General features: G+C 43.3%; 16 protein-coding genes, 3 rRNA genes, 1 riboswitch and 1 other annotated feature. Of the genes, 5 read left to right on the forward strand and 14 right to left on the reverse strand.

Annotated elements, in window-relative coordinates; translation table 11 throughout:
* Positions 1 to 64: 64 nt before the first annotated feature.
* From HBHAL_RS13890 to leuS, 7 genes are all read right to left on the reverse strand, one after another.
* Positions 65 to 322, reverse strand: a complete 258-nt coding sequence (locus HBHAL_RS13890) for a hypothetical protein (protein ID WP_014644075.1) — start codon at positions 320 to 322, stop codon at positions 65 to 67.
* A 207-nt stretch (positions 323 to 529) separates the two neighbouring features.
* A 5S ribosomal RNA gene (gene rrf / locus HBHAL_RS13895) occupies positions 530 to 643 on the reverse strand.
* A gap of 93 nt (positions 644 to 736) precedes the next feature.
* Positions 737 to 3654 (reverse strand): 23S ribosomal RNA (locus tag HBHAL_RS13900).
* A 213-nt stretch (positions 3655 to 3867) separates the two neighbouring features.
* Positions 3868 to 5434: ribosomal RNA gene (locus HBHAL_RS13905) — 16S ribosomal RNA — on the reverse strand.
* The 16S, 23S and 5S rRNA genes sit together here, the layout of an rRNA operon.
* Before the next feature lie 392 nt (positions 5435 to 5826).
* Positions 5827 to 6141, reverse strand: coding sequence for a rhodanese-like domain-containing protein (locus HBHAL_RS13910; RefSeq protein ID WP_223254208.1), 315 nt, complete (start codon positions 6139 to 6141; stop codon positions 5827 to 5829).
* Positions 6142 to 6174: 33 nt separating this feature from the next.
* Positions 6175 to 6486 (reverse strand): rhodanese-like domain-containing protein, encoded by a 312-nt coding sequence (locus tag HBHAL_RS13915; protein WP_014644077.1) that lies wholly within the window; start codon positions 6484 to 6486, stop codon positions 6175 to 6177.
* A 135-nt stretch (positions 6487 to 6621) separates the two neighbouring features.
* Positions 6622 to 9036 (reverse strand): leucine--tRNA ligase, encoded by a 2415-nt coding sequence (leuS, locus tag HBHAL_RS13920; protein WP_014644078.1) that lies wholly within the window; start codon positions 9034 to 9036, stop codon positions 6622 to 6624.
* Between the two features lie 50 nt (positions 9037 to 9086).
* Positions 9087 to 9308: a binding site (T-box leader), on the reverse strand.
* A 119-nt stretch (positions 9309 to 9427) separates the two neighbouring features.
* Here leuS and HBHAL_RS21990 point away from each other — a divergent pair.
* Positions 9428 to 9550 carry a hypothetical protein gene (locus tag HBHAL_RS21990; protein ID WP_014644080.1) on the forward strand — a complete coding sequence of 41 codons (123 nt, stop codon included), beginning with the start codon at positions 9428 to 9430 and terminating at the stop codon, positions 9548 to 9550.
* Between the two features lie 299 nt (positions 9551 to 9849).
* Positions 9850 to 10422, forward strand: a complete 573-nt coding sequence (locus HBHAL_RS13925; protein ID WP_014644081.1) for a tRNA (mnm(5)s(2)U34)-methyltransferase — start codon at positions 9850 to 9852, stop codon at positions 10420 to 10422.
* A gap of 8 nt (positions 10423 to 10430) precedes the next feature.
* Here HBHAL_RS13925 and HBHAL_RS13930 read toward each other — a convergent pair whose 3' ends face one another.
* Positions 10431 to 11507 (reverse strand): tetraprenyl-beta-curcumene synthase family protein, encoded by a 1077-nt coding sequence (locus HBHAL_RS13930; RefSeq protein WP_014644082.1) that lies wholly within the window; start codon positions 11505 to 11507, stop codon positions 10431 to 10433.
* Positions 11507 to 12304, reverse strand: a complete 798-nt coding sequence (locus HBHAL_RS13935; RefSeq protein WP_014644083.1) for an alpha/beta hydrolase — start codon at positions 12302 to 12304, stop codon at positions 11507 to 11509. Before HBHAL_RS13935 ends, HBHAL_RS13930 begins: the two co-directional genes overlap by 1 nt.
* 61 nt (positions 12305 to 12365) lie before the next feature.
* On the opposite strand from HBHAL_RS13935, the gene HBHAL_RS13940 reads away from it, so the two are divergent.
* Positions 12366 to 12878, forward strand: coding sequence for a gamma carbonic anhydrase (locus HBHAL_RS13940; RefSeq protein ID WP_014644084.1), 513 nt, complete (start codon positions 12366 to 12368; stop codon positions 12876 to 12878).
* An 86-nt stretch (positions 12879 to 12964) separates the two neighbouring features.
* Here the strand turns inward: HBHAL_RS13940 and metK are convergent, their stop codons facing one another.
* The gene (gene metK / locus HBHAL_RS13945; RefSeq protein ID WP_014644085.1) at positions 12965 to 14161 is read right to left on the reverse strand and encodes a methionine adenosyltransferase; all 1197 of its coding nucleotides are present in this window, start codon (positions 14159 to 14161) and stop codon (positions 12965 to 12967) included.
* Positions 14162 to 14386: 225 nt separating this feature from the next.
* A riboswitch (SAM riboswitch) is annotated at positions 14387 to 14499 on the reverse strand.
* 616 nt (positions 14500 to 15115) lie between these two features.
* Between metK and pckA the strand changes: the two genes are divergently transcribed.
* Positions 15116 to 16708 (forward strand): phosphoenolpyruvate carboxykinase (ATP), encoded by a 1593-nt coding sequence (gene pckA, locus HBHAL_RS13950; protein WP_014644087.1) that lies wholly within the window; start codon positions 15116 to 15118, stop codon positions 16706 to 16708.
* Positions 16709 to 16745: 37 nt separating this feature from the next.
* Here pckA and ytkD read toward each other — a convergent pair whose 3' ends face one another.
* Complete coding sequence (gene ytkD, locus HBHAL_RS13955) at positions 16746 to 17222, reverse strand: RNA deprotection pyrophosphohydrolase (RefSeq protein WP_014644088.1); 477 nt, start codon at positions 17220 to 17222, stop codon at positions 16746 to 16748.
* A gap of 255 nt (positions 17223 to 17477) precedes the next feature.
* Here ytkD and HBHAL_RS13960 point away from each other — a divergent pair, with 255 nt between their 5' ends.
* Positions 17478 to 18317, forward strand: coding sequence for a DUF6612 family protein (locus HBHAL_RS13960; protein ID WP_014644089.1), 840 nt, complete (start codon positions 17478 to 17480; stop codon positions 18315 to 18317).
* 38 nt (positions 18318 to 18355) lie between these two features.
* Here the strand turns inward: HBHAL_RS13960 and HBHAL_RS13965 are convergent, their stop codons facing one another.
* The 3 genes from HBHAL_RS13965 to HBHAL_RS13975 all read right to left on the reverse strand — a co-directional run bounded on the left by HBHAL_RS13965 (position 18356) and on the right by HBHAL_RS13975 (position 21308).
* Positions 18356 to 18667: a hypothetical protein gene (locus HBHAL_RS13965; RefSeq protein ID WP_014644090.1), complete on the reverse strand. Its 312-nt coding sequence runs from the start codon at positions 18665 to 18667 to the stop codon at positions 18356 to 18358.
* A 69-nt stretch (positions 18668 to 18736) separates the two neighbouring features.
* Positions 18737 to 19840 carry an o-succinylbenzoate synthase gene (menC, locus tag HBHAL_RS13970; RefSeq protein WP_014644091.1) on the reverse strand — a complete coding sequence of 368 codons (1104 nt, stop codon included), beginning with the start codon at positions 19838 to 19840 and terminating at the stop codon, positions 18737 to 18739.
* Positions 19830 to 21308, reverse strand: coding sequence for an o-succinylbenzoate--CoA ligase (locus HBHAL_RS13975; protein WP_014644092.1), 1479 nt, complete (start codon positions 21306 to 21308; stop codon positions 19830 to 19832). Before HBHAL_RS13975 ends, menC begins: the two co-directional genes overlap by 11 nt.
* Positions 21309 to 21395: the final 87 nt, after the last annotated feature.

Below are 21395 nucleotides of genomic sequence, written 5' to 3' on the forward strand. Positions count from 1 at the left end.
AGACAGTTTCGATCTTCCCTCAAATTGATCCACATGTCGTTATCCATAAGAAAATCGAGAAGCATTAAGAGCTTCTCGATTTTCTTTTTTTATATTCTTTTTCTCTTCCTAGCTCTCTATTTAAGAGAATCTGCATCTCTTCTCTATCTTCTTTCTCCACTACCGGATCTTCCTTAACCCAATCAAGTGAATATACGATATAATAGCTCCGAATTCTTCTAAAATAGATTGTGGTATTGGGAAATTTATCAAAATAGCCACGTACCATTTTTCTTCCAGAATAGCTCCATCTTGTTAATTTAATAGAAACCCCTCCGAACATACATTCCTATATCATTATAACTATGATGCTATCGAAGAGCAATCCCTTCCCCTATTAGAGTTAGCTTCCTTGTAAGATCTAATTGTCTATTAGGTTTAGTTCAGAAGGAAAAGAAAGGGTATCATTTATATCTGTATGGAATAACCTGTCACCACCATATTTCACCCGTAAAAAAAAGCCTTGAAAATATCCAAGACTTTTCTATTGATGTGGCGGCGTCCTACTCTCACGGGGATCGACCCGACTACCATCGGCGCTGAAGAGCTTAACTTCTGTGTTCGGCATGGGAACAGGTGTGACCTCTTCGCCTTCACCACCACATCATATTCAATTTAAAGTGAACCTTCAAAACCGGATAAGGAATCATTCAACCATCGGACGAGCGAACGTCTCTTCCGACTTCTTTTTTAAAGGATAGATAAGTCATCGATCCATTAGTATCCGTCAGCTCCACGTGTCACCACGCTTCCACCTCGGACCTATCAACCTCATCGTCTCTGAGGGATCTTACTTACTTGGCGTAAGGGGAAATCTCATCTCAAGGGGGGCTTCATGCTTAGATGCTTTCAGCACTTATCCCGACCACACGTAGCTACCCAGCGATGCTCCTGGCGGAACAACTGGTACACCAGCGGTGTGTCCATCCCGGTCCTCTCGTACTAAGGACAGCTCCTTTCAAATTTCCAACGCCCACGACGGATAGGGACCGAACTGTCTCACGACGTTCTGAACCCAGCTCGCGTACCGCTTTAATGGGCGAACAGCCCAACCCTTGGGACCGACTACAGCCCCAGGATGCGATGAGCCGACATCGAGGTGCCAAACCTCCCCGTCGATGTGGACTCTTGGGGGAGATAAGCCTGTTATCCCCGGGGTAGCTTTTATCCGTTGAGCGACGGCCCTTCCATGCGGTACCGCCGGATCACTAAGCCCGACTTTCGTCCCTGCTCGACTTGTAGGTCTCGCAGTCAAGCTCCCTTGTGCCTTTACACTCTGCGAATGATTTCCAACCATTCTGAGGGAACCTTTGGGCGCCTCCGTTACTTTTTAGGAGGCGACCGCCCCAGTCAAACTGCCCACCTGACACTGTCTCCGGACCGGATAACGGTCCTGGGTTAGAATGTCCGTACAGCCAGGGTAGTATCCCACCAGCGCCTCCACCGAAGCTAGCGCTCCGGCTTCTAAGGCTCCTACCTATCCTGTACAAGCTGTACCAACATTCAATATCAGGCTACAGTAAAGCTCCACGGGGTCTTTCCGTCCTGTCGCGGGTAATGTGCATCTTCACACATCGTATAATTTCACCGGGTCTCTCGTTGAGACAGTGCCCAAGTCGTTGCACCTTTCGTGCGGGTCGGAACTTACCCGACAAGGAATTTCGCTACCTTAGGACCGTTATAGTTACGGCCGCCGTTTACTGGGGCTTCGGTTCAACGCTTCGCCTTACGGCTAACGCATCCCCTTAACCTTCCAGCACCGGGCAGGTGTCAGCCCCTATACTTCGCCTTACGGCTTCGCAGAGACCTGTGTTTTTGGTAAACAGTCGCTTGGGCCTTTTCACTGCGGCTCCTCGGCAGAGGAGCACCCCTTCTCCCGAAGTTACGGGGTCATTTTGCCGAGTTCCTTAACGAGAGTTCTCCCGCTCACCTTAGGATCCTCTCCTCGCCTACCTGTGTTGGTTTGCGGTACGGGCACCTCTTTCCTCACTAGAGGATTTTCTTGGCAGTGTGAACTCAGGAGCTTCGGTACTTTAGTTCCCTCCCCATCACAGCTTGACGTTGCCGGACGGATTTGCCTATCCGACCGTCTCACTGCTTGGACGCGCTCATCCAATGGCGCGCTCTCCTTATCCTCCTGCGTCCCCCCGTCGTTCAAACGGAAAGGAGGTGGTACAGGAATATCAACCTGTTGTCCATCGCCTACGCCTTTCGGCCTCGGCTTAGGTCCCGACTAACCCTGAGAGGACGAGCCTTCCTCAGGAACCCTTAGGCTTTCGGTGAAAGAGATTCTCACTCTTTTTTCGCTACTCATACCGGCATTCTCACTTCTAAGCGCTCCACCAGTCCTTACGGTCTGACTTCACGGCCCTTAGAACGCTCTCCTACCACTGATCGTAAGATCAATCCGCAGCTTCGGTGGTGTGTTTAGCCCCGGTATATTTTCGGCGCAGAGTCACTCGACCAGTGAGCTATTACGCACTCTTTGAATGATGGCTGCTTCTAAGCCAACATCCTGGTTGTCTAAGCAACTCCACATCCTTTTCCACTTAACACACACTTTGGGACCTTAGCTGGCGGTCTGGGCTGTTTCCCTTTCGACCATGAACCTTATCACCCACGGTCTGACTCCCAGAACAAAGTCTATGGCATTCGGAGTTTGACTGAATTCGGTAACCCGATAGGGGCCCCTCGTCCAATCAGTGCTCTACCTCCATGACTTTCTATTCTGAGGCTAGCCCTAAAGCTATTTCGGAGAGAACCAGCTATCTCCGTGTTCGATTGGCATTTCACCCCTACCCACACCTCATCCCCGTAATTTTCAACTTACGTGGGTTCGGACCTCCAGTCAGTGTTACCTGACCTTCATCCTGGACATGGGTAGATCACACGGTTTCGGGTCTACGACCGCATACTCACGCGCCCTATTCAGACTCGCTTTCGCTGCGGCTCCGCTTCTTATGCTTAACCTCGCATACGGTCGTAACTCGCCGGTTCATTCTACAAGAGGCACGCCGTCACCCATTAACGGGCTCCGACTACTTGTAGGCACACGGTTTCAGGTTCTCTTTCACTCCCCTTCCGGGGTGCTTTTCACCTTTCCCTCACGGTACTGGTTCACTATCGGTTACTAGGGAGTATTTAGCCTTGGGAGATGGTCCTCCCGGATTCCGACGGAATTCCTCGTGTTCCGCCGTACTCAGGATCCACTCCGGAGGAAGAAAGGTTTCGACTACAGGGCTGTTACCTGCTCTGGCTGACCGTTCCAGGCCGATTCATCTACCTTCCTTCTTGATAACTCCAATGGAGTGTCCTACAACCCCAGAAAGCAAGCTTTCTGGTTTGGGCTGTTTCCGTTTCGCTCGCCGCTACTTGGGAAATCGCATTTGCTTTCTCTTCCTCCGGGTACTGAGATGTTTCAGTTCCCCGGGTGTGCCGTCCGATACCTATGTATTCAGTATTGGATGCTGTCCCATTACGAACAGCGGGTTTCCCCATTCGGAAATCTCCGGGTCAAAGCCTACTTACGGCTCGCCGGAGCATATCGGTGTTAGTCCCGTCCTTCATCGGCTCCTAGTACCAAGGCATCCACCGTGCGCCCTTATTCACTTAACTATCGTCGTGAAAAGACGTTGTTTCGTTCGATGTTTCTGTTGAATGTCTTGTCATCACTAGCGTCTAAAACGCTATTGATTCCTTATCCAGTTTTCAAGGTTCACAGTTGAAAGATGCTTTGATCTCTCAAAACTGAACAACCAACTAGGTACGTCTTCCGTCCGGTCCAGCTTCCACGACCATCGGTCGTTTCCGCCTTTCCGGTTTCCTTAGAAAGGAGGTGATCCAGCCGCACCTTCCGATACGGCTACCTTGTTACGACTTCACCCCAATCATTGGCCCCACCTTCGGCGGCTGGCTCCATAAAGGTTACCTCACCGACTTCGGGTGTTGCCAACTCTCGTGGTGTGACGGGCGGTGTGTACAAGGCCCGGGAACGTATTCACCGCGGCATGCTGATCCGCGATTACTAGCGATTCCGGCTTCATGCAGGCGAGTTGCAGCCTGCAATCCGAACTGAGAATGGTTTTATGGGATTTGCTACACCTCGCGGCTTCGCTGCCCTTTGTACCATCCATTGTAGCACGTGTGTAGCCCAGGTCATAAGGGGCATGATGATTTGACGTCATCCCCGCCTTCCTCCGGTTTGTCACCGGCAGTCACCTTAGAGTGCCCAACTGAATGCTGGCAACTAAGATTAGGGGTTGCGCTCGTTGCGGGACTTAACCCAACATCTCACGACACGAGCTGACGACAACCATGCACCACCTGTCACTTGGTCCCCGAAGGGAAGACCCTATCTCTAGGGTGGTCCAAGGATGTCAAGACCTGGTAAGGTTCTTCGCGTTGCTTCGAATTAAACCACATGCTCCACCGCTTGTGCGGGCCCCCGTCAATTCCTTTGAGTTTCAGCCTTGCGGCCGTACTCCCCAGGCGGAGTGCTTAATGCGTTAACTTCAGCACTAAGGGGTGGAAGCCCCCTAACACCTAGCACTCATCGTTTACGGCGTGGACTACCAGGGTATCTAATCCTGTTTGCTACCCACGCTTTCGCACCTCAGCGTCAGAAACAGACCAGAGAGTCGCCTTCGCCACTGGTGTTCCTCCACATATCTACGCATTTCACCGCTACACGTGGAATTCCACTCTCCTCTTCTGTCCTCAAGTTCCCCAGTTTCCAATGACCCTCCACGGTTGAGCCGTGGGCTTTCACATCAGACTTAAGGAACCACCTGCGCGCGCTTTACGCCCAATAATTCCGGACAACGCTTGCCCCCTACGTATTACCGCGGCTGCTGGCACGTAGTTAGCCGGGGCTTCCTCGTTAGGTACCGTCAAGGTACCGCTCTATTCGTACGGTACTTGTTCTTCCCTAACAACAGAACTTTACGATCCGAAGACCTTCATCGTTCACGCGGCGTTGCTCCGTCAGACTTTCGTCCATTGCGGAAGATTCCCTACTGCTGCCTCCCGTAGGAGTCTGGGCCGTGTCTCAGTCCCAGTGTGGCCGATCACCCTCTCAGGTCGGCTACGCATCGTCGCCTTGGTGAGCTATTACCTCACCAACTAGCTAATGCGCCGCGGGCCCATCTGTAAGTGATAGCGAGAAGCCATCTTTTAACCTTCCTTCAGGTGAAGGTAGGTGTTATCCGGCATTAGCCCCGGTTTCCCGGGGTTATTCCGGTCTTACAGGCAGGTTGCCCACGTGTTACTCACCCGTCCGCCGCTCGTTCCACAAGCTTCACCCCCGAAGGGGATCCGCTTGCTTCCCGCGCTCGACTTGCATGTATTAGGCACGCCGCCAGCGTTCGTCCTGAGCCAGGATCAAACTCTCCATAAAAGTTGAGATTGATTAGCTCTTTGCACACCGAATGTGCTTGTTTGAATTCCTTCTTTATAGAAAGAATATCTTGACGTACTGGTTGGTTCGTTCAGTTTTCAAAGATCAAATACTGCCTCACCGACAGTAATCAAATTCTAGCATAATGTGTTAGAAACTGTCAATGCATTTAATAGAATTTGTTGAATAAAGTTTTTGTTTTGTTTTTGTAAAGTTGCTCTCAAATAAGCAACGTTAACTACTATACATTGCTACTAAAGAAAAGTCAACAGCTTCTCTTCATTTTTTTATAGTTCCTTAATCGAAAGGCTTAACTTAAAAGTTAAAACTCATAACCGCAGATGTTAAAAAGCACTCCTCTACAGAATATTGCATGCAGCAGGAGCACTTTTTTAAGATTTTATATAATAAATGGATTGCTGTCTTTTTTTCCGGATAATCTTCGCTGCTAGTTTTGCACCTCGTTTATCATCTGATACTACCAGAATTTTCTCAGGGCAGTCAAACCTCTCTTTTATAGTCCTGGATAAATAACTCAGAGGGATATTTTCTGCTCCAGGATAAGGGGACCGGTAAGCTGAAATATAATCCCGTATATCAATTACACAAAGATCAGCGCCCGAAAGATTGGATTGGTTATAAGGTTTTAAAGCTGTTTTTTGATAAGCATTGTACAGGAACAAGCCTGCTATAATAACTATGGTCATATAGAATAAAGTCATGATTCTAACCCTTTCTAATTAAAAAACTAGTTCTCCCGTCCACTTTAGCATGCCGCCTTGCATATTTTTCACATGATGAAATCCTTTTTCTTTCATGAATTCAGCAGCGTTCATGCTCCGACTGCCTGAACGGCAAACAAGTATATACTCTTCCTCTTTCGAATATTGATCAATTTCATAAGGGATGTTCCCCAGAGGAATATGCTTGGCTGACGGAACCATACCTTGAGATACTTCCTCATTCTCTCTTACATCTATAATTGTCATCGGTTTATCTTGAGATATCATCGTATCTACTTCTTGAGGTGTAATTTCTTCAATTTGACTCATAACTTCTCCTCCTTCAAATCTGCTTACAAGATTTATTCTATTAAAAAAAACTTCAAAGTCAAGAGATTGAATTGACCACAGTTAAAACCTACAAAAGCCACCCCCAAAATAGTCTGGAGGCGGCTTTTGTATTCATTAATTCGCTACGATATTCACAAGTTTACCAGGAACGGCTATTACTTTTCGTACGGTTTTTCCTTCGAGCCACTGTTGGACATTTTCATTTTCTAACGCCTGCTTTTCTAAGTCCTCTGCAGAAGCCTCTTGATTAACCATCATTTTAGCCCTTACTTTACCCATTACCTGTACGACAATTTCGACTTCATCTTCTACAAGCTTTTCCTCATCGAATATTGGCCATTGCTGATACGTAATTGTTTCTGGATGTCCAAGCTTTTCCCATAACTCCTCTGCCAGATGAGGCGCTACCGGAGAAAGAAGCTTCACGAATCCTTCTACATATGATTTTGGAAGTTCTTCTACTTTATAACCTTCGTTAATGAATACCATCATTTGAGAGATACCGGTATTGAAACGAAGCGCTTCAAAATTTTCGGTGACTTTTTTAACCGTTTCGTGATACACCTTTTCAAGCTTATCCTCAGAAACGTCCTGCTTAATTGAATCGGATAGTTCACCGTCCACAACGAATAACCTAAACACACGATCAAGGAAACGACGTGCACCGTCAAGACCATTCGTAGACCATGCTACGGAGGCGTCTAATGGTCCCATAAACATTTCATAAAGTCTTAAAGTGTCCGCTCCATGGGTATGAACAATATCATCTGGATTCACTACGTTGCCTTTAGATTTGCTCATTTTTTCATTGTTTTCACCAAGGATCATCCCCTGATTGAAAAGTTTTTGGAAAGGTTCTTTAGTTGGTACTACCCCTGCGTCGTAGAGAACTTTATGCCAGAAGCGAGCGTATAACAAATGAAGAACCGCATGCTCCGCGCCGCCAATATATACATCGACAGGAAGCCATTTTTTAAGCTTTTCATAATCGCCCAGCTCTTGTTCATTGTTCGCATCAATATACCTAAGGTAATACCAGCAACTGCCGGCCCATTGCGGCATGGTGTTCGTTTCACGCCGTCCCTTCATTCCTGTGTCCGGATCAACTACATTTACCCAGTCGTTAATATTGGCAAGTGGAGACTCGCCGGTACCGGACGGTTTGATTTCTGTCGTTTTAGGAAGCTCTACTGGTAATTCCGTCTCAGGAACCGGAGTAACGGAACCATCTTCCCAGTGAATAATTGGAATAGGTTCTCCCCAATAACGCTGCCTGCTGAACAACCAGTCACGCAACCGATAGGTGGTCTGTTTTTTACCTCGGCCGTTATTTTCCAGCCATTCAATCGATTTATCTATGGCTTCATCCTTGTCCAGTCCATTTAGAAAATCTGAGTTGATGTGTTTGCCATCACCTGTATAAGCTTCTTCATTCACATTACCGCCTTCAACAACCGGGACAATTGGCAAATCAAATTTCTGAGCGAACTCATAGTCCCGTTCATCGTGGGCAGGAACAGCCATTATCGCTCCGCTTCCGTAGCTCATTAAAACATAATCAGCTACCCAGATTGGAAGTTTCTCTCCATTAATAGGATTAATCGCATAGGAACCAGTGAATACTCCGGACTTGTCTTTAGCTAAATCCGTTCGCTCCAAATCACTTTTATTCAAAGCTTTTTCTACGTACGTTTGAACTGCATCCTGATGGTCAGGTGAAACGATTTTTTCCACGAGTGGATGTTCAGGAGCAAGCACAGCATAAGTAGCACCGAATAATGTATCCGGCCGGGTCGTAAATACATCAAACGTCCCTTTATCTCCTTCGATATGGAAGGTAACTTCGGCGCCTTCTGATTTTCCAATCCAATTGCGCTGCATATCCTTAATACTTTCAGGCCAATCTAGATCTTCCAGATCATCAAGCAGCCGGTCAGCATATGCCGTGATTTTCAACATCCATTGTTTCATCGGTCTGCGTTCAACGGGATGATCCCCTCGCTCACTCTTACCGTCAATTACTTCTTCATTAGCGAGTACCGTTCCTAAAGCAGGGCACCAGTTCACAGCAACTTCATCTATATAAGCTAACCCTTTTTCATACAATTTCAAAAAGATCCATTGCGTCCACTTGTAATAATCAGGATCAGTCGTGTTTACTTCCCGGTCCCAGTCATAGGAGAAACCAAGCTCCTGAATTTGGCGGCGGAAGGTCTGAATATTTTGAGCGGTGAATTCTTCAGGGTCATTACCCGTATCAAGAGCATACTGTTCAGCTGGAAGTCCAAAAGCATCCCAACCGATTGGGTGCAATACTTCATACCCTTGCATCCGCTTCATTCTTGAAAGGATATCTGTTGCTGTATATCCTTCAGGATGCCCTACGTGCAAGCCTGCTCCAGAAGGGTACGGGAACATATCCAAAGCATAAAATTTCTTCTTCTCTGACTCGCTATCCGTCTTGAACGTTTTTTGATCAAGCCAGTACTTCTGCCACTTCTTTTCTATTTTCTTATGATCAAAAGCCATTTCTTTTCCTCCTCATGTTCCTATCAAAATACAAAAAGCCCCTCATCCCTATATGGGACGAGAGGCTTGATTCCCGCGGTACCACCCAAATTAACGTTCTTTTAAACGTTCACTCGTGTATCGATAACGGCGATTCACCGGCAAAAAGCTACCATTAATGTTCACTTCTGCGACATCCAAGGCGAGTTCGTAATAATCAAGGACAGCTTCCACCAGCCGCTGCCTCTCTAAAAGCTTGATCTTTCACTACTACTCCTCTTCCACGTCATTAAGTTTATAATCGTATCTTAATGAAACCAAAACTCTTTGTCAAGTTTATCAAGCCTATGTTTATAGTAAGACGATATAAGGTAAACAAAACAGTAAGGAATCCTATAAGGAGGTCGTATCCATGAAGAATTTAGTCCGTAAAGCTGCGAATTATGCTAAGCGAAATCCACAAAAAACCAAGAGTTATGCGCGTAAAGCTGTAAATAAGCTTCAGAATCGCAGCAGTAAATCAAAAGTTAAATAATTCGGATTTATCATAAACTACATCTTTACAGATGTAGTTTTTTTCTTTATACCTCTACTAAGCTCCCCGCTCTGCTCCAGCCCTGTTGATAGCCAGACAGGTACCACGTGATGTAAAGAATGAAACTTTACATACATGAAATAAATGTACGTATAACCCATCAATTAGCTCACCTTTATTGATTACTCTTGCCAAAATAGCCTATTTGATGGTCAGATGAATAAGAAATTATAACTCGTACGCCATTCATGCTACAATAATCCTTGCCTTAACCAAATGTAAAGGAGCTTTTAGAACCAATGACATTGCAGCCAATTCTGAACTACGCCCACTCTCTAATGGAAAACGTTATTAATGACGGAGACATAGCCATTGACGCTACTTGTGGCAACGGCCATGACACGTTATTTCTCACCGGTCTAGTAGGGGAAAAAGGATATGTTTATAGCTTCGATATTCAAGAGCAAGCTATTATCAAAACCAGGGAACGGTTAAAAAAACATCAAGCAGAAGAGCGGGTAACTCTAGTTCAGGACTCTCACGCACAATTAGCTAAGTACATCTCTCAGGTCCATCAATCACAAATTAAAGGAGCCATTTTTAACTTAGGCTATTTGCCAGGAAGTGATAAAACCGTTGTGACCACACCGAAGGAGACCCTTTCTTCCATAGAGCAGCTCCTTTCCTTCTTACAACAGGGCGGCATAATTGTTCTAGTAATTTATCATGGTCATGCGGGAGGAAAACAAGAAAAAGATGCTTTAATGGAGTATGTTGCATCATTGGATCAAAAGTCATTCAAGGTCCTGCAATACAGTTTCATTAATCAGAGAAATACGCCACCCTTTATTATAGCAATAGAAAAAACTTAACCTGGCTCCTACAATGGACGGCCAGGCTTTAATTTATGATACATTTTTGTATTATAGTAAAAGAACTTCGCTTTACGTCCACTTACTTTAAGCAGATCTTTAACAAAGCTTTTCGCATTATCAAGCTTTCCGACTTTACGGTCAGCCAGATACATGCCGACCAGGCCTTCATGAATCATTTGGTGAAACGCTGTATCAGGAAGTTCTTGTACTTCTTCATGAGTTTGACGGACAAAATACTCAAATCGATGCTTCATCTGTTCTTCATGGGCGTAATAAGAGCAAAAATTTAAATCTCCCTCTTCTTCGTCTTCTCTCTGGTCAATGTAGTAATCCAGCAGTATATGAAGCCCCTGCATAAAAGGAAAGTAACTTCTTTCCACTTGTGCTGCAAGCGATTCATCCATACGGCCGTTAAGCATATAAGATACCAGGCAGAAGATTCCTAAAGTAGAACCTGTGCAAGCTGAAAACTCATACCACTCTAAATGCGGCCACTCAGATTGATGATCTTTAAACCAACTTTTAAGACGTGGTATTCTTTCCTCTTCTATCACGTGTTTATGTACTTGCAAGTCGGTATATAATGATCCAAGTTTTAACGTGTGTTTCTGAACCATGGGATAATCTGATGAGTCCTTGAGTACATTCTGGCAGGTATGTACAAGGTCACTTAAATAATTCCCATCATCCTTATCATCACGATAATGGTAATAATCTTTGATTTCATTTTCCGGAGTCAAGGCATCCGCCATGGATTGATGAAGCATGCGAAAATCGATTGGATCCATAGAAGTACTGCGGTCACACAAATTATCAAGATAGTCACTAATAGTCTGATAAGCCACAATAAAGCGAATCGACTCTTTCCATTGAGGTCCAGCAAGCATGGAGTAAATAGAACCTCCTTCACAATGGAAGGTCTTATCTTCAATACTGGCTATCGCCTGGGTTCTCAATTCTTTGTTAGGAATCTTTTTAGCCCGCTCAACCCAATAATTCAATTCCTTATGAACTTCAGGAAAAACTTCCTTATAAACGCGAAACATTAAATGAACGGCATTTTGTGGTACTTGGGCTGTCACTACAACTCCTCCTTATCAGCTTGTTTCACTTGAAAGTGGATAAAATTCAGAGCAAAATTGTAGACGTCTTCCTGTTCAGGTTCATTAAAGATTTCATGATAGAAACCTGGCCATTCTTTATAGGTTTTCTCCTGACATCCGACTTTATGAAACCATTCTCTTGTTTTCTCAGGATCTACCATATGATCCTCACCCGCCTGCATGACTAATAAAGGCACATCTGGAAACTCTTCAACTTCTGAAAATGACTTCTTAATCGCTTTTCGGAATTCCTTATACCATCGAATAGATACCTTCTCTATAATAAGAGTATCCTGTTTATCTTTGGCAATAACCTCTGGGTTTCTGGTTACATACTCTGGTTTAAAAGGAGCTTTTACGAGTACGGATGGCCAAACCTTATTTATTACATGGGTGACCGCTTCGAGAGACTTGCTGGCTCCGTTCAGTATACCTGCAGCAGGCGACGAGAGAATTACTCCATTCACTGACGGTTTTAATTCCTGCATGACCCGCATCACAACCGTCCCGCCCATACTATGTCCCAGTAAAAATACAGGACGAGAAGAATCTGCTTTTTGCAGCCATTGACGCACAGTATCTATGTAGGTTTCAAAATTCTTTATATGACCTTTCTTTCCTTCTGCTAGTCCCTGGCCTGGCAGATCACCATAAATGACATTAAATCCACCTTTTTGAAAGCTTTCAGCCAATGAATGATAACGTCCGGCGTGTTCAAATGCTCCATGCACAATAATGATGGTTGCTAAATTTTGATTGGAGTTTAATCGTTTCACGTCTACACGGCTCCTATCGCTTTGCTATACTTAATATAACCATATTATAAGGGGGTTTAGTATGATTTGCGAATATAAAGGAAAAGAACCACGGATTGATGAAACTGCTTATATTGCTGAAGATACTGTAATCACTGGGGATGTAACGATCGGAGCACACTCAAGTATTTGGTTTAAAACAGTCATTCGTGGAGATGTATCATCCGTACATATTGGCAGCAATGTGAACATTCAGGATCTTAGTCTGCTTCATCAGAGTCCTGGTCTTCCATTGATGATTGAAGATGGCGTTACGGTTGGACACCAGGTTACCCTTCACTCTCCACACATTAAGAAAAATGCTTTAATAGGCATGGGATCCTTAATACTTGACGGAGCTGAAATAGGAGAACAGGCTTTTATTGGCGCCGGCAGTCTTGTGCCTCCGGGTAAGGTAATTCCTCCGAACACCCTTGCTTTCGGCAGGCCGGCTAAAGTCGTTCGTGAATTGACCGAAGATGATATCAAAGAAATGAATCGAATCCGAACCAGTTATGTAGAGAAAGGGCAATATTATAAAGGAGTCCAAGGTTAAACAATCTAACAATCAGCGTATCTATTTTTTATAGAAAAGGGAACTTCCTCTTTGAGGAAGTTCCCTTTTTGATATGCGTGAAGTTTTTAACTAAAACGCTCTTTAAGCTCATCTGCCTTATCTGTTCTCTCCCAAGGAAATTCTACATCTGTGCGGCCAAAGTGACCATAGGCAGCCGTCTGCCTATAAATGGGTCTGCGCAAATCGAGCATTTTAATGATGCCTGCGGGACGGAGATCAAACAATTCTCTTACAGCTGCCACGAGGTCTTCTTCAGCTATCTTTCCTGTGTCAAAAGTATTAATGGAAATGGACACTGGCTGTGCTACCCCAATAGCATAGGCTAACTGCACTTCAACTGTATCAGCAAGACCTGCTGCCACAATATTTTTAGCTACATATCTGGCCGCATAGGCAGCAGAACGATCCACCTTAGTGGCATCTTTCCCACTGAATGCCCCGCCACCATGACGCGCATAGCCGCCATAAGTATCTACAATGATCTTTCTGCCAGTTAATCCGGCGTCACCTTGAGGTCCTCCAATAACGAAGCGGCCTGTAGGGTTAATGAAGTATTTTGTACTGTCATCAATTAGATGAGAAGGGACAACCGGATCAATAACCTGTTCTTTTAAATCTTTTTTTATTTGTTCAAGTGTAATCTCTTCTGCATGCTGGGTGGATATAACAATCGTATCCACTCGAACAGGTTGATCATTAACGTCGTATTCAATCGTTACTTGTGTTTTTCCATCAGGCCGAAGATATTCCAATGTTCCGTCATTACGTACATCTGATAACCTTTTAGAAAGTTTATGAGCTAATGAAATCGGTAACGGCATCAATTCTTTGGTTTCATTATTAGCAAAACCAAACATTAATCCCTGGTCTCCGGCTCCTATAGCTTCTATTTCATCATCACTCATTTGACCTTCTCTAGATTCATAGGCAACATCTACGCCGCCGGCAATGTCAGGAGATTGCTCATCAATCGCTGTCAATACAGCACATGTATCAGCGTCAAATCCAAATTTAGCTCTTGTATATCCAATTTCTTTAATGGTTTGACGAACAATGGCTGGAATATCAACATACGTATTGGTACTGATTTCTCCTGAAACAAGTACTAGTCCCGTTGTTACCGTTGTCTCACATGCAACTCTTGCATTTGGATCATTTTTTAAAATTTCATCTAAAATAGCATCAGAAATCTGGTCACAAATCTTGTCCGGATGACCTTCTGTAACAGATTCTGATGTGAATAACCGGCGATTGGCTGGCATTCTGAAAAACTCCTCCTTCTGTAAGTACAAAGTATTAGACGGAACTCTTTACCAGTATGTGTAGAAACTTTATCATAGTCTCAATCTATGTTCTTTTCTTATGGATGTCACAACCTAAGGTGCAAGCAATTTGGAATAGCAATCGGCATATCACTTGGTGTAGATATTGCCTTAAAAATAGAAAAAACCCTTCCTGACTCGAGGAAAGGGGGCTGCTTCCTTTCGCTCTTATCGTCCAAGGAGTATTCGTCCTTGCTTCAGGTTAGCACCATGTCATATTTTACATGACGGTTGCTGGGCTTCAAAGGGCCTGTCCCTCCACCTACTCTGGATAAGAGAGTTTCCGTTCTAAGATATCGTATCGAAAACGTACTTTAATGTCAATTAAAGTACTAATGCTATGAGGAACGCCTATTTACGGGCTTTCCTACATCGTCTCAATAGCTGGTCTCCCCTTGTAATGGTCACCAGGAGTTTTTGGCAAAAATAATAAACTTTCTGCCTATTCCTACATAGTATAATTCATATAACTTTTCACATTCTCATTCCTTTAAATTTTCTATATTAAAGGAGGAAATTTATCATCTCTAAACGAACTTGAAAATAAGCGGACGGATGATTATTAAGTTCACGTCGGTATTCAAATGAATATCTATGCTAGACGGTTCCCAGAATTCACCCGTTGCTGATCCATTTATGGAATGAGTGGATTAGGGGACAAAAAAACGAAAGATCTCTCCGTCCTCAACATTGTTAAATATCTAATACATTTCGTGCTTTTTCCAGATCATCCAGCTTGCAAAAAACAACTTTTAGATTTAACCTTACCATCACAAAAATTAATGAAAGCATTTTCATTATTAGTATGGATTAATAAAACGATTGTGTTATACTAATGTTCAGATTAACACATAGCTTGGAATAAAATTTTCTTATAAAGGCGGGTAGACACATATGAGTGCCATTAATCAAATGTCAGAATTGAATCTTTTATTAGCTCAAGACCATGTCCACCATCAATTATCGGTCCCTCAGCTAGTGGAAAGGGTCCTGGATCGCAACGAAGGAACATTGACAAATAAAGGTGCCATCCAGGCCACAACCGGTGCTTATACGGGAAGGTCTCCCAACGACAAATTCATTGTCAAGGACGACCAGTCTAACCAATTGGTCAACTGGGGCAAAGTAAATCAACCTATTGATGACAAAGTTTTTGTAAACCTTTATCATAAAGTACTGGATCACTTGAAAAATCGCAATGATTTATTCGTTTTTAAAGGATACGCCGGGGCAGACGAAAAGTTCCGCCTTCCGATTCAGGTAATTAATGAATTTGCATGGCATAACTTGTTCGCCCACCAAATGTTTATTAGACCAGACGCAGATGAAGAGAAAAATCATGAGGCAGAATTCACGGTGATCTCTGCACCTACTTTTAAAGCGGACCCTGAAGTGGATGGAACTAATTCGGAAGCCTTTATTATGATTTCTTTTAAGCATCGCGTAGTACTCATTGGCGGAACGGAGTATGCAGGCGAAATAAAGAAATCTATTTTTTCAGTTATGAATTACTTATTGCCTCAAAAAGACGTGCTCCCTATGCATTGTTCTGCAAACATCGGAAAAGAGGGAGACGTAGCTCTGTTTTTTGGTTTATCCGGAACAGGCAAGACGACCTTGTCCGCTGATCCTCACCGAAAGTTAATCGGGGACGATGAACACGCATGGTCTAATTACGGCATCTTCAATATAGAGGGCGGTTGTTATGCCAAATGTATCAACTTATCTCAAGATAAAGAACCCCAGATATTTAATGCGATTCACTTCGGTTCCGTTCTCGAAAATGTAGCTCTCGACAGCGGATCACACACCCCAGACTACGATGACGTAAGCCTGACTGAAAATACAAGAGCAGCTTACCCGATCCACCATATAGATAACATTGTAGAGCCTAGTATTGCGGGGCATCCACATGCCATCATCTTCCTTACTGCGGATGCTACAGGTGTACTGCCTCCCATCAGTAAATTAACCAAAGAACAGGCGATGTATCATTTCCTGAGTGGTTACACGAGTAAGCTCGCGGGTACAGAGCGCGGAATCACTGAACCTCAAGCTACCTTCTCAGCCTGTTTCGGATCACCTTTTCTACCGTTGCCTCCTTCTACTTATGCTGAGATGCTTGGAGAAAAGATTGAACAATTTAATGCGGATGTTTATTTAGTTAACACAGGATGGACAGGTGGCCGATACGGAAAAGGATCCCGAATGAAACTATCTTATACACGTTCTATGATTCATGCCGCTCTAGAAGGAGAATTAAATTCTGTAGAGACCTATACTGATCCCTTCTTTGGACTCAACATTCCTATGCATTGCCCTGGCGTACCCGATGAAGTATTGATTCCTCGAAAAACATGGGATGACCCTGAAGAATATGATCGTAATGCACAAGAACTTGCAGATAAATTCCATGAAAATTTCAAGAAATTTTCATATGCTACGGAAGAGATTAAGCAGGCAGGTCCATCTTATCACGGAAAATAATAAAAAAGACGTCCGGGATCATTACCGGACGTCTTTTTTAATTCTTTTCATGATGTTCTTTAATTCTATGTAAGCATAAAGGAAGAACCTCATCTTTCATCATGAAACTAAAACGTTCGTTTGATTTCATATTCTTAGGAAGATGTTGAAAAATAACAGGACCATGCGTTTCAAAGTAATGCTCCTGCTTAGTCAAGAGGCCTATCGCAGCAAAGTACACATTTTTAATAACTGTGCCGCCTTTACCCTCTACGTGATACTGACCTACGTATTGTAAATCTTCAACACGCCCCCCTGTTTCTTCCTTCACCTCACGAACAGCTGCCTCTTCTGCTGTTTCCCCTTCCTCTACCTTTCCGCCAGGAAACTCAAACCCTCTGTCTTTGTGCTGGGTAAGTAACCATTGGTTATTGTACCGGCAAATGACCCATACATGTTTAGGAGATTTAGAGAAAGGATGATCCTCAAAGGATAATCGAACTGAGTTTTGGTAAAAGTCGTTAAATGTCTTCACGCTAGATCAACTGCCTTTAATACTTGATGTGGGTACTTTCTTTATTCGAACAATCCTTCACCTTTCTAAATCGTACCATAAGGATTTATAAATACAAACTACTCCGAACCAAAACAATGGCTTCTTTTTTTATATCTCTTCCTTTTATGACGAACTAATAAACCCTAGAGGATTTTTTTGGAAATATTGAAACCTTGTATTTCTTATTACGTATAAAATATAAATACTTTTCTGAGAGGGAGGATATTTTTGAAAATGAAATTAGTTATGCTCATAAGTACGCTGACAGCTTTTATTTTGATAAGCGGTTGCGCGAGTTCAGAAGGAGCAAAGGTAGAGGAGATTTATACTAAAGCTGCTGAAGCAAGTAAGAGTCTTGAGAACTTTGCTATGAAGGTAGAATCCAAGCAAATTATTGATACTGGTATGGAAACAGGTAACGATAGCGGGAGCGAAGATTCCCTCGTGCCTGGCAGTATCCCTATTGTTACTACCATAGATTCTAAAATGCAGACGGATCCTATAGCTTTCCATCAAACTGTGGAAATGATGGGACAGACTATTGAACAGTACTACACGGAAGATGGTCTTTATATGACCATGCCCACAAAAGAGGGATGGTTTAAAGCACCAAAGCAAGTAGTAAAACAGCTGAACGCTATGGGCGCACAGCAGCAAAATCCGGCTTCCCAATTAGAGAATCTGAAGGGCTATGTTGACGAATTTAAACTAGAAGAAGGGGAGTCCACCTATACGCTCTCCTTTCATTCAGAAGGCGAGAATGTGAAGAAACTCTTGAGTAATTCATTGAATGAGATGATGCCCACAGAACAAGTACCAGATGATCTAATGAAGAACATGACGGTAAATAAAGTAGATTATACGTTTGTAGTAAATAAAGAAACGTATTACCCATCGTCTGTTGATATGGAAATGGATTTTTCAATCAAACAAAACGGTGAGAACACCCATATGGTACAGACTTTCACTGGAGAATACAGTGATTTTAACGAAGTTGGGAACATTTCTGTTCCCGAGAAAGTTAAATCAAACGCTAAGGAAATTGAAGGAATGGAAAGTTTATTTCAGTCTTAAGTTTCTCAATGAACCGCTCCTATACAGGAGCGGTTTTTTTAATCTTCTAAAATTTTCATTTGCTCAATATGTTCTCGAGTCATCTCATCTCCAAGATCATGGATCATTCGAAAAGCCGATTTCATTTCTACGTCGTAATCATCATTGTCCTGATCTTGGTGGTAGGGCATGGCAGGAATGTGCGCCCGAAAAAATGAACGCATATCAGAGTTATACACTTCATCAAAAATTTCTCTGAGTTTAATGATTTCTTCTTCTGTGGCATATACAACAAAATCGTCATTATTGGCATCATGATTTAGGGAAATTTCTTGAGTGCCCATATTAATATAATACTTATTTCTATTCATGATCCGCCCTCCTCCGTTTTAGTTTGAACCACAGATTGGTTTCTTATGAATTATTTCAGGAGAAGGTTTTCATGATAAACCGAATATCTTGGACTTCTTAGTTACTCTCTCTAAGTATGATTCATCAACCTCTACGCCCATTCCAGGAAGCGAAGGAACTTCTATCTCACCATTTTCCATTTGAATACCAGGAGTGACGAGATCTTTCTGAAAATACCGGTCAGAACCGGATAAATCACCTGGAATACTAAAGTTAGGAAGAGAAGCCAATGCTAAATTGTGGGCTTTTGAAATACCTGATTCAATCATTCCCCCGCACCAGACAGGGACGTTTTCCTGTGCGCAATAGTCATGGATCTTAATTGCTGCGCTCAGACCTCCCACCCGGCTGATCTTAATATTAATTACCTGACAGCTTCCTAGCTGAATAGCCTGCTTAGCATCATGAAAATTCATGACCGATTCATCCAGGCAGACAGGTGTTTTCAAGTGCTGTTGTAATTGCTGATGTAAGTAGAAATCCCCTGCTTGAAAGGGCTGTTCAATCATGATTAATCCATATTCATCAAGAGTCTGGAGGTAATCCATGTCTTTTTCCGTATAAGCACCATTGGCATCGATCATCAAAGGCAGATCAGGCGAAATCTGCTTAACCTGATCGATTATTTCCCGCTCCCTGCCTATATCCACCTTTAATTTGTAACGCTCATACCCTTTCTCTTCTAATGCTTTTATACCTTCTGCAGTGGAGTCACTCAAACTAATGACAGCTCCCGCCTTTACACGTTTTCTTGAACCGCCTATCATGTGGCTCAGACTTTGTCCGGTTTGTTTTCCATAAAGATCCCAAAGCGCACCTTCGACTCCAGCTTTAGCCATTGGATGCCCTTGTATTCCAGTTACCTGTTCTGGAAAATCAAACGGGTGCATAACCTTCTGAAAATCAATAGTTGGAACAATACAATCGGAAATAATATGCCACGCTGTCTGAATGGTTTCTGAGGTATAGAAAGGTTCAGCAAATGCCGTTACTTCTCCGTAACCCTTTCGTCCCGCCTGGTCCCCGGCCTCTACAATGATTAACGTTCTTTTTTTGATCAAGCCCTGGTGAGTGCGAAAAGGCGAACGTAATGGTAATTCAACTAAACGAAGACTTAAATAGTCAATGTTCATGATTCCTCTCCTTCTCCAATGCAGAAAACAGTTCTCGGCGCATCAGTTTATTAGAAGCATTTCTAGGTAGCTGTTGTATCTGGTGAAATTCTTTAGGCACTTTATATTTAGCTAAGCTTTTATAACAAAACTGGCTTAGGTTTTCTTGATTAATCCTTCCATTATCTACTACGAGAAAAGCGACCGGCACCTCTCCCCATTTATCATCTTTCATCCCAGTTACTCCAGCCTCAATGACTCCAGGATAGCCTGTCAGCACACTTTCGATCTCAGCAGGATACACATTTTCGCCTCCTGAAATAATCATGTCTTTCACTCGATCAACCACGTATAAAAAACCTTCACTGTCTTTATATCCGAGATCCCCCGTTCGGAAATAAGTTTCAGCTCTTGAAGGGTGGTTATAATAGCCCGAAGATACCATTGGACCTTTTACAATAATTTCACCAACTTCACCGGCGTTATTATTATCAATCCACAGCTGTGCCAAAGATAAGGGCTTTCCAGCGGAACCTATTTTTTGATTAGCTGATTCAGGCGAAAGTGTCGCTATTTGAGAAGACGTTTCCGTCATACCATAGGTTTGAAATACTGGGATACCTTTAGTTGCCGCTTGTTGAAGAAGTGGTTCCGGAACAGGACCTCCACCAAGCAGCATACACCTGAAATGCTCTGGATAAATCCCTTCTTGTAAGTTGTTCATCAACCGCTGCATCATAACCGTTACCACTGAAATATGAGTCACGCCACGTTCCATAATGGATTCATTGATTACTCTTTCGTCAAAGTTATTCACTAAATGAACCGTCATGCCATAGATCACACTTTTCATAAGCACAGAAAATCCACTCACATGAAACATGGGCAAACATAAGAGCCATTTATCTTTGCTGCCAGTTCCCAGATTTAAAGCAGAAGCAATGGCGCTGTACCAGTGGTTTCCATAAGTGTGCATGACAGCTTTGGGGCGACCTGTAGTTCCAGAAGTGTACATCATTGTGAAAACTTGATCTAAGTCAATTTCTTTACTGAAATGCGTTCTATCCGTGACTGCCTTCCTGGCCACTTTATCCATTCTAAACGCAGGGATCACAGGTGCCTCCGCTTCCTCTAGTACTTCCAAAGCTTTTACTTCGGTCTGTTTTCCAGTTATTAAACAATTTACTTGAGCATCATTTAATTGATAAACAAGTTCGTTCGGAGTAAGTCGTATATTTAATAATACAATGGTGGCTCCCACATAACTTAATGCATGAATGTAAATGGGAAATTCGCTGCTATTCTCCGCTAAAAGGGCTACGTGATCTCCAGGTTTAATACCTTTTTCCAGTAGAGATTCTGCCATTTTCAAGCTTTCTCTTCGTAACTCATTAAAATTCATAACCGTTCCTTCTGGAGTTTCAAGCGCAATATGATCTGGATTTAGTTCGTTTTGTTTATCTAACCAGTGCGGAATTTTTTCCCCCATGACCATCTCTCCTTTTGTCCTTGAATTCAAAAAAGGGCACCCCCTTTTTGAATGGGATGCCCCTTACGATTAAAGCCTATTCACATA

Origin of the sequence: Halobacillus halophilus DSM 2266, assembly GCF_000284515.1 — a bacterium.
Classification (GTDB): domain Bacteria; phylum Bacillota; class Bacilli; order Bacillales; family Halobacillaceae; genus Halobacillus; species Halobacillus halophilus.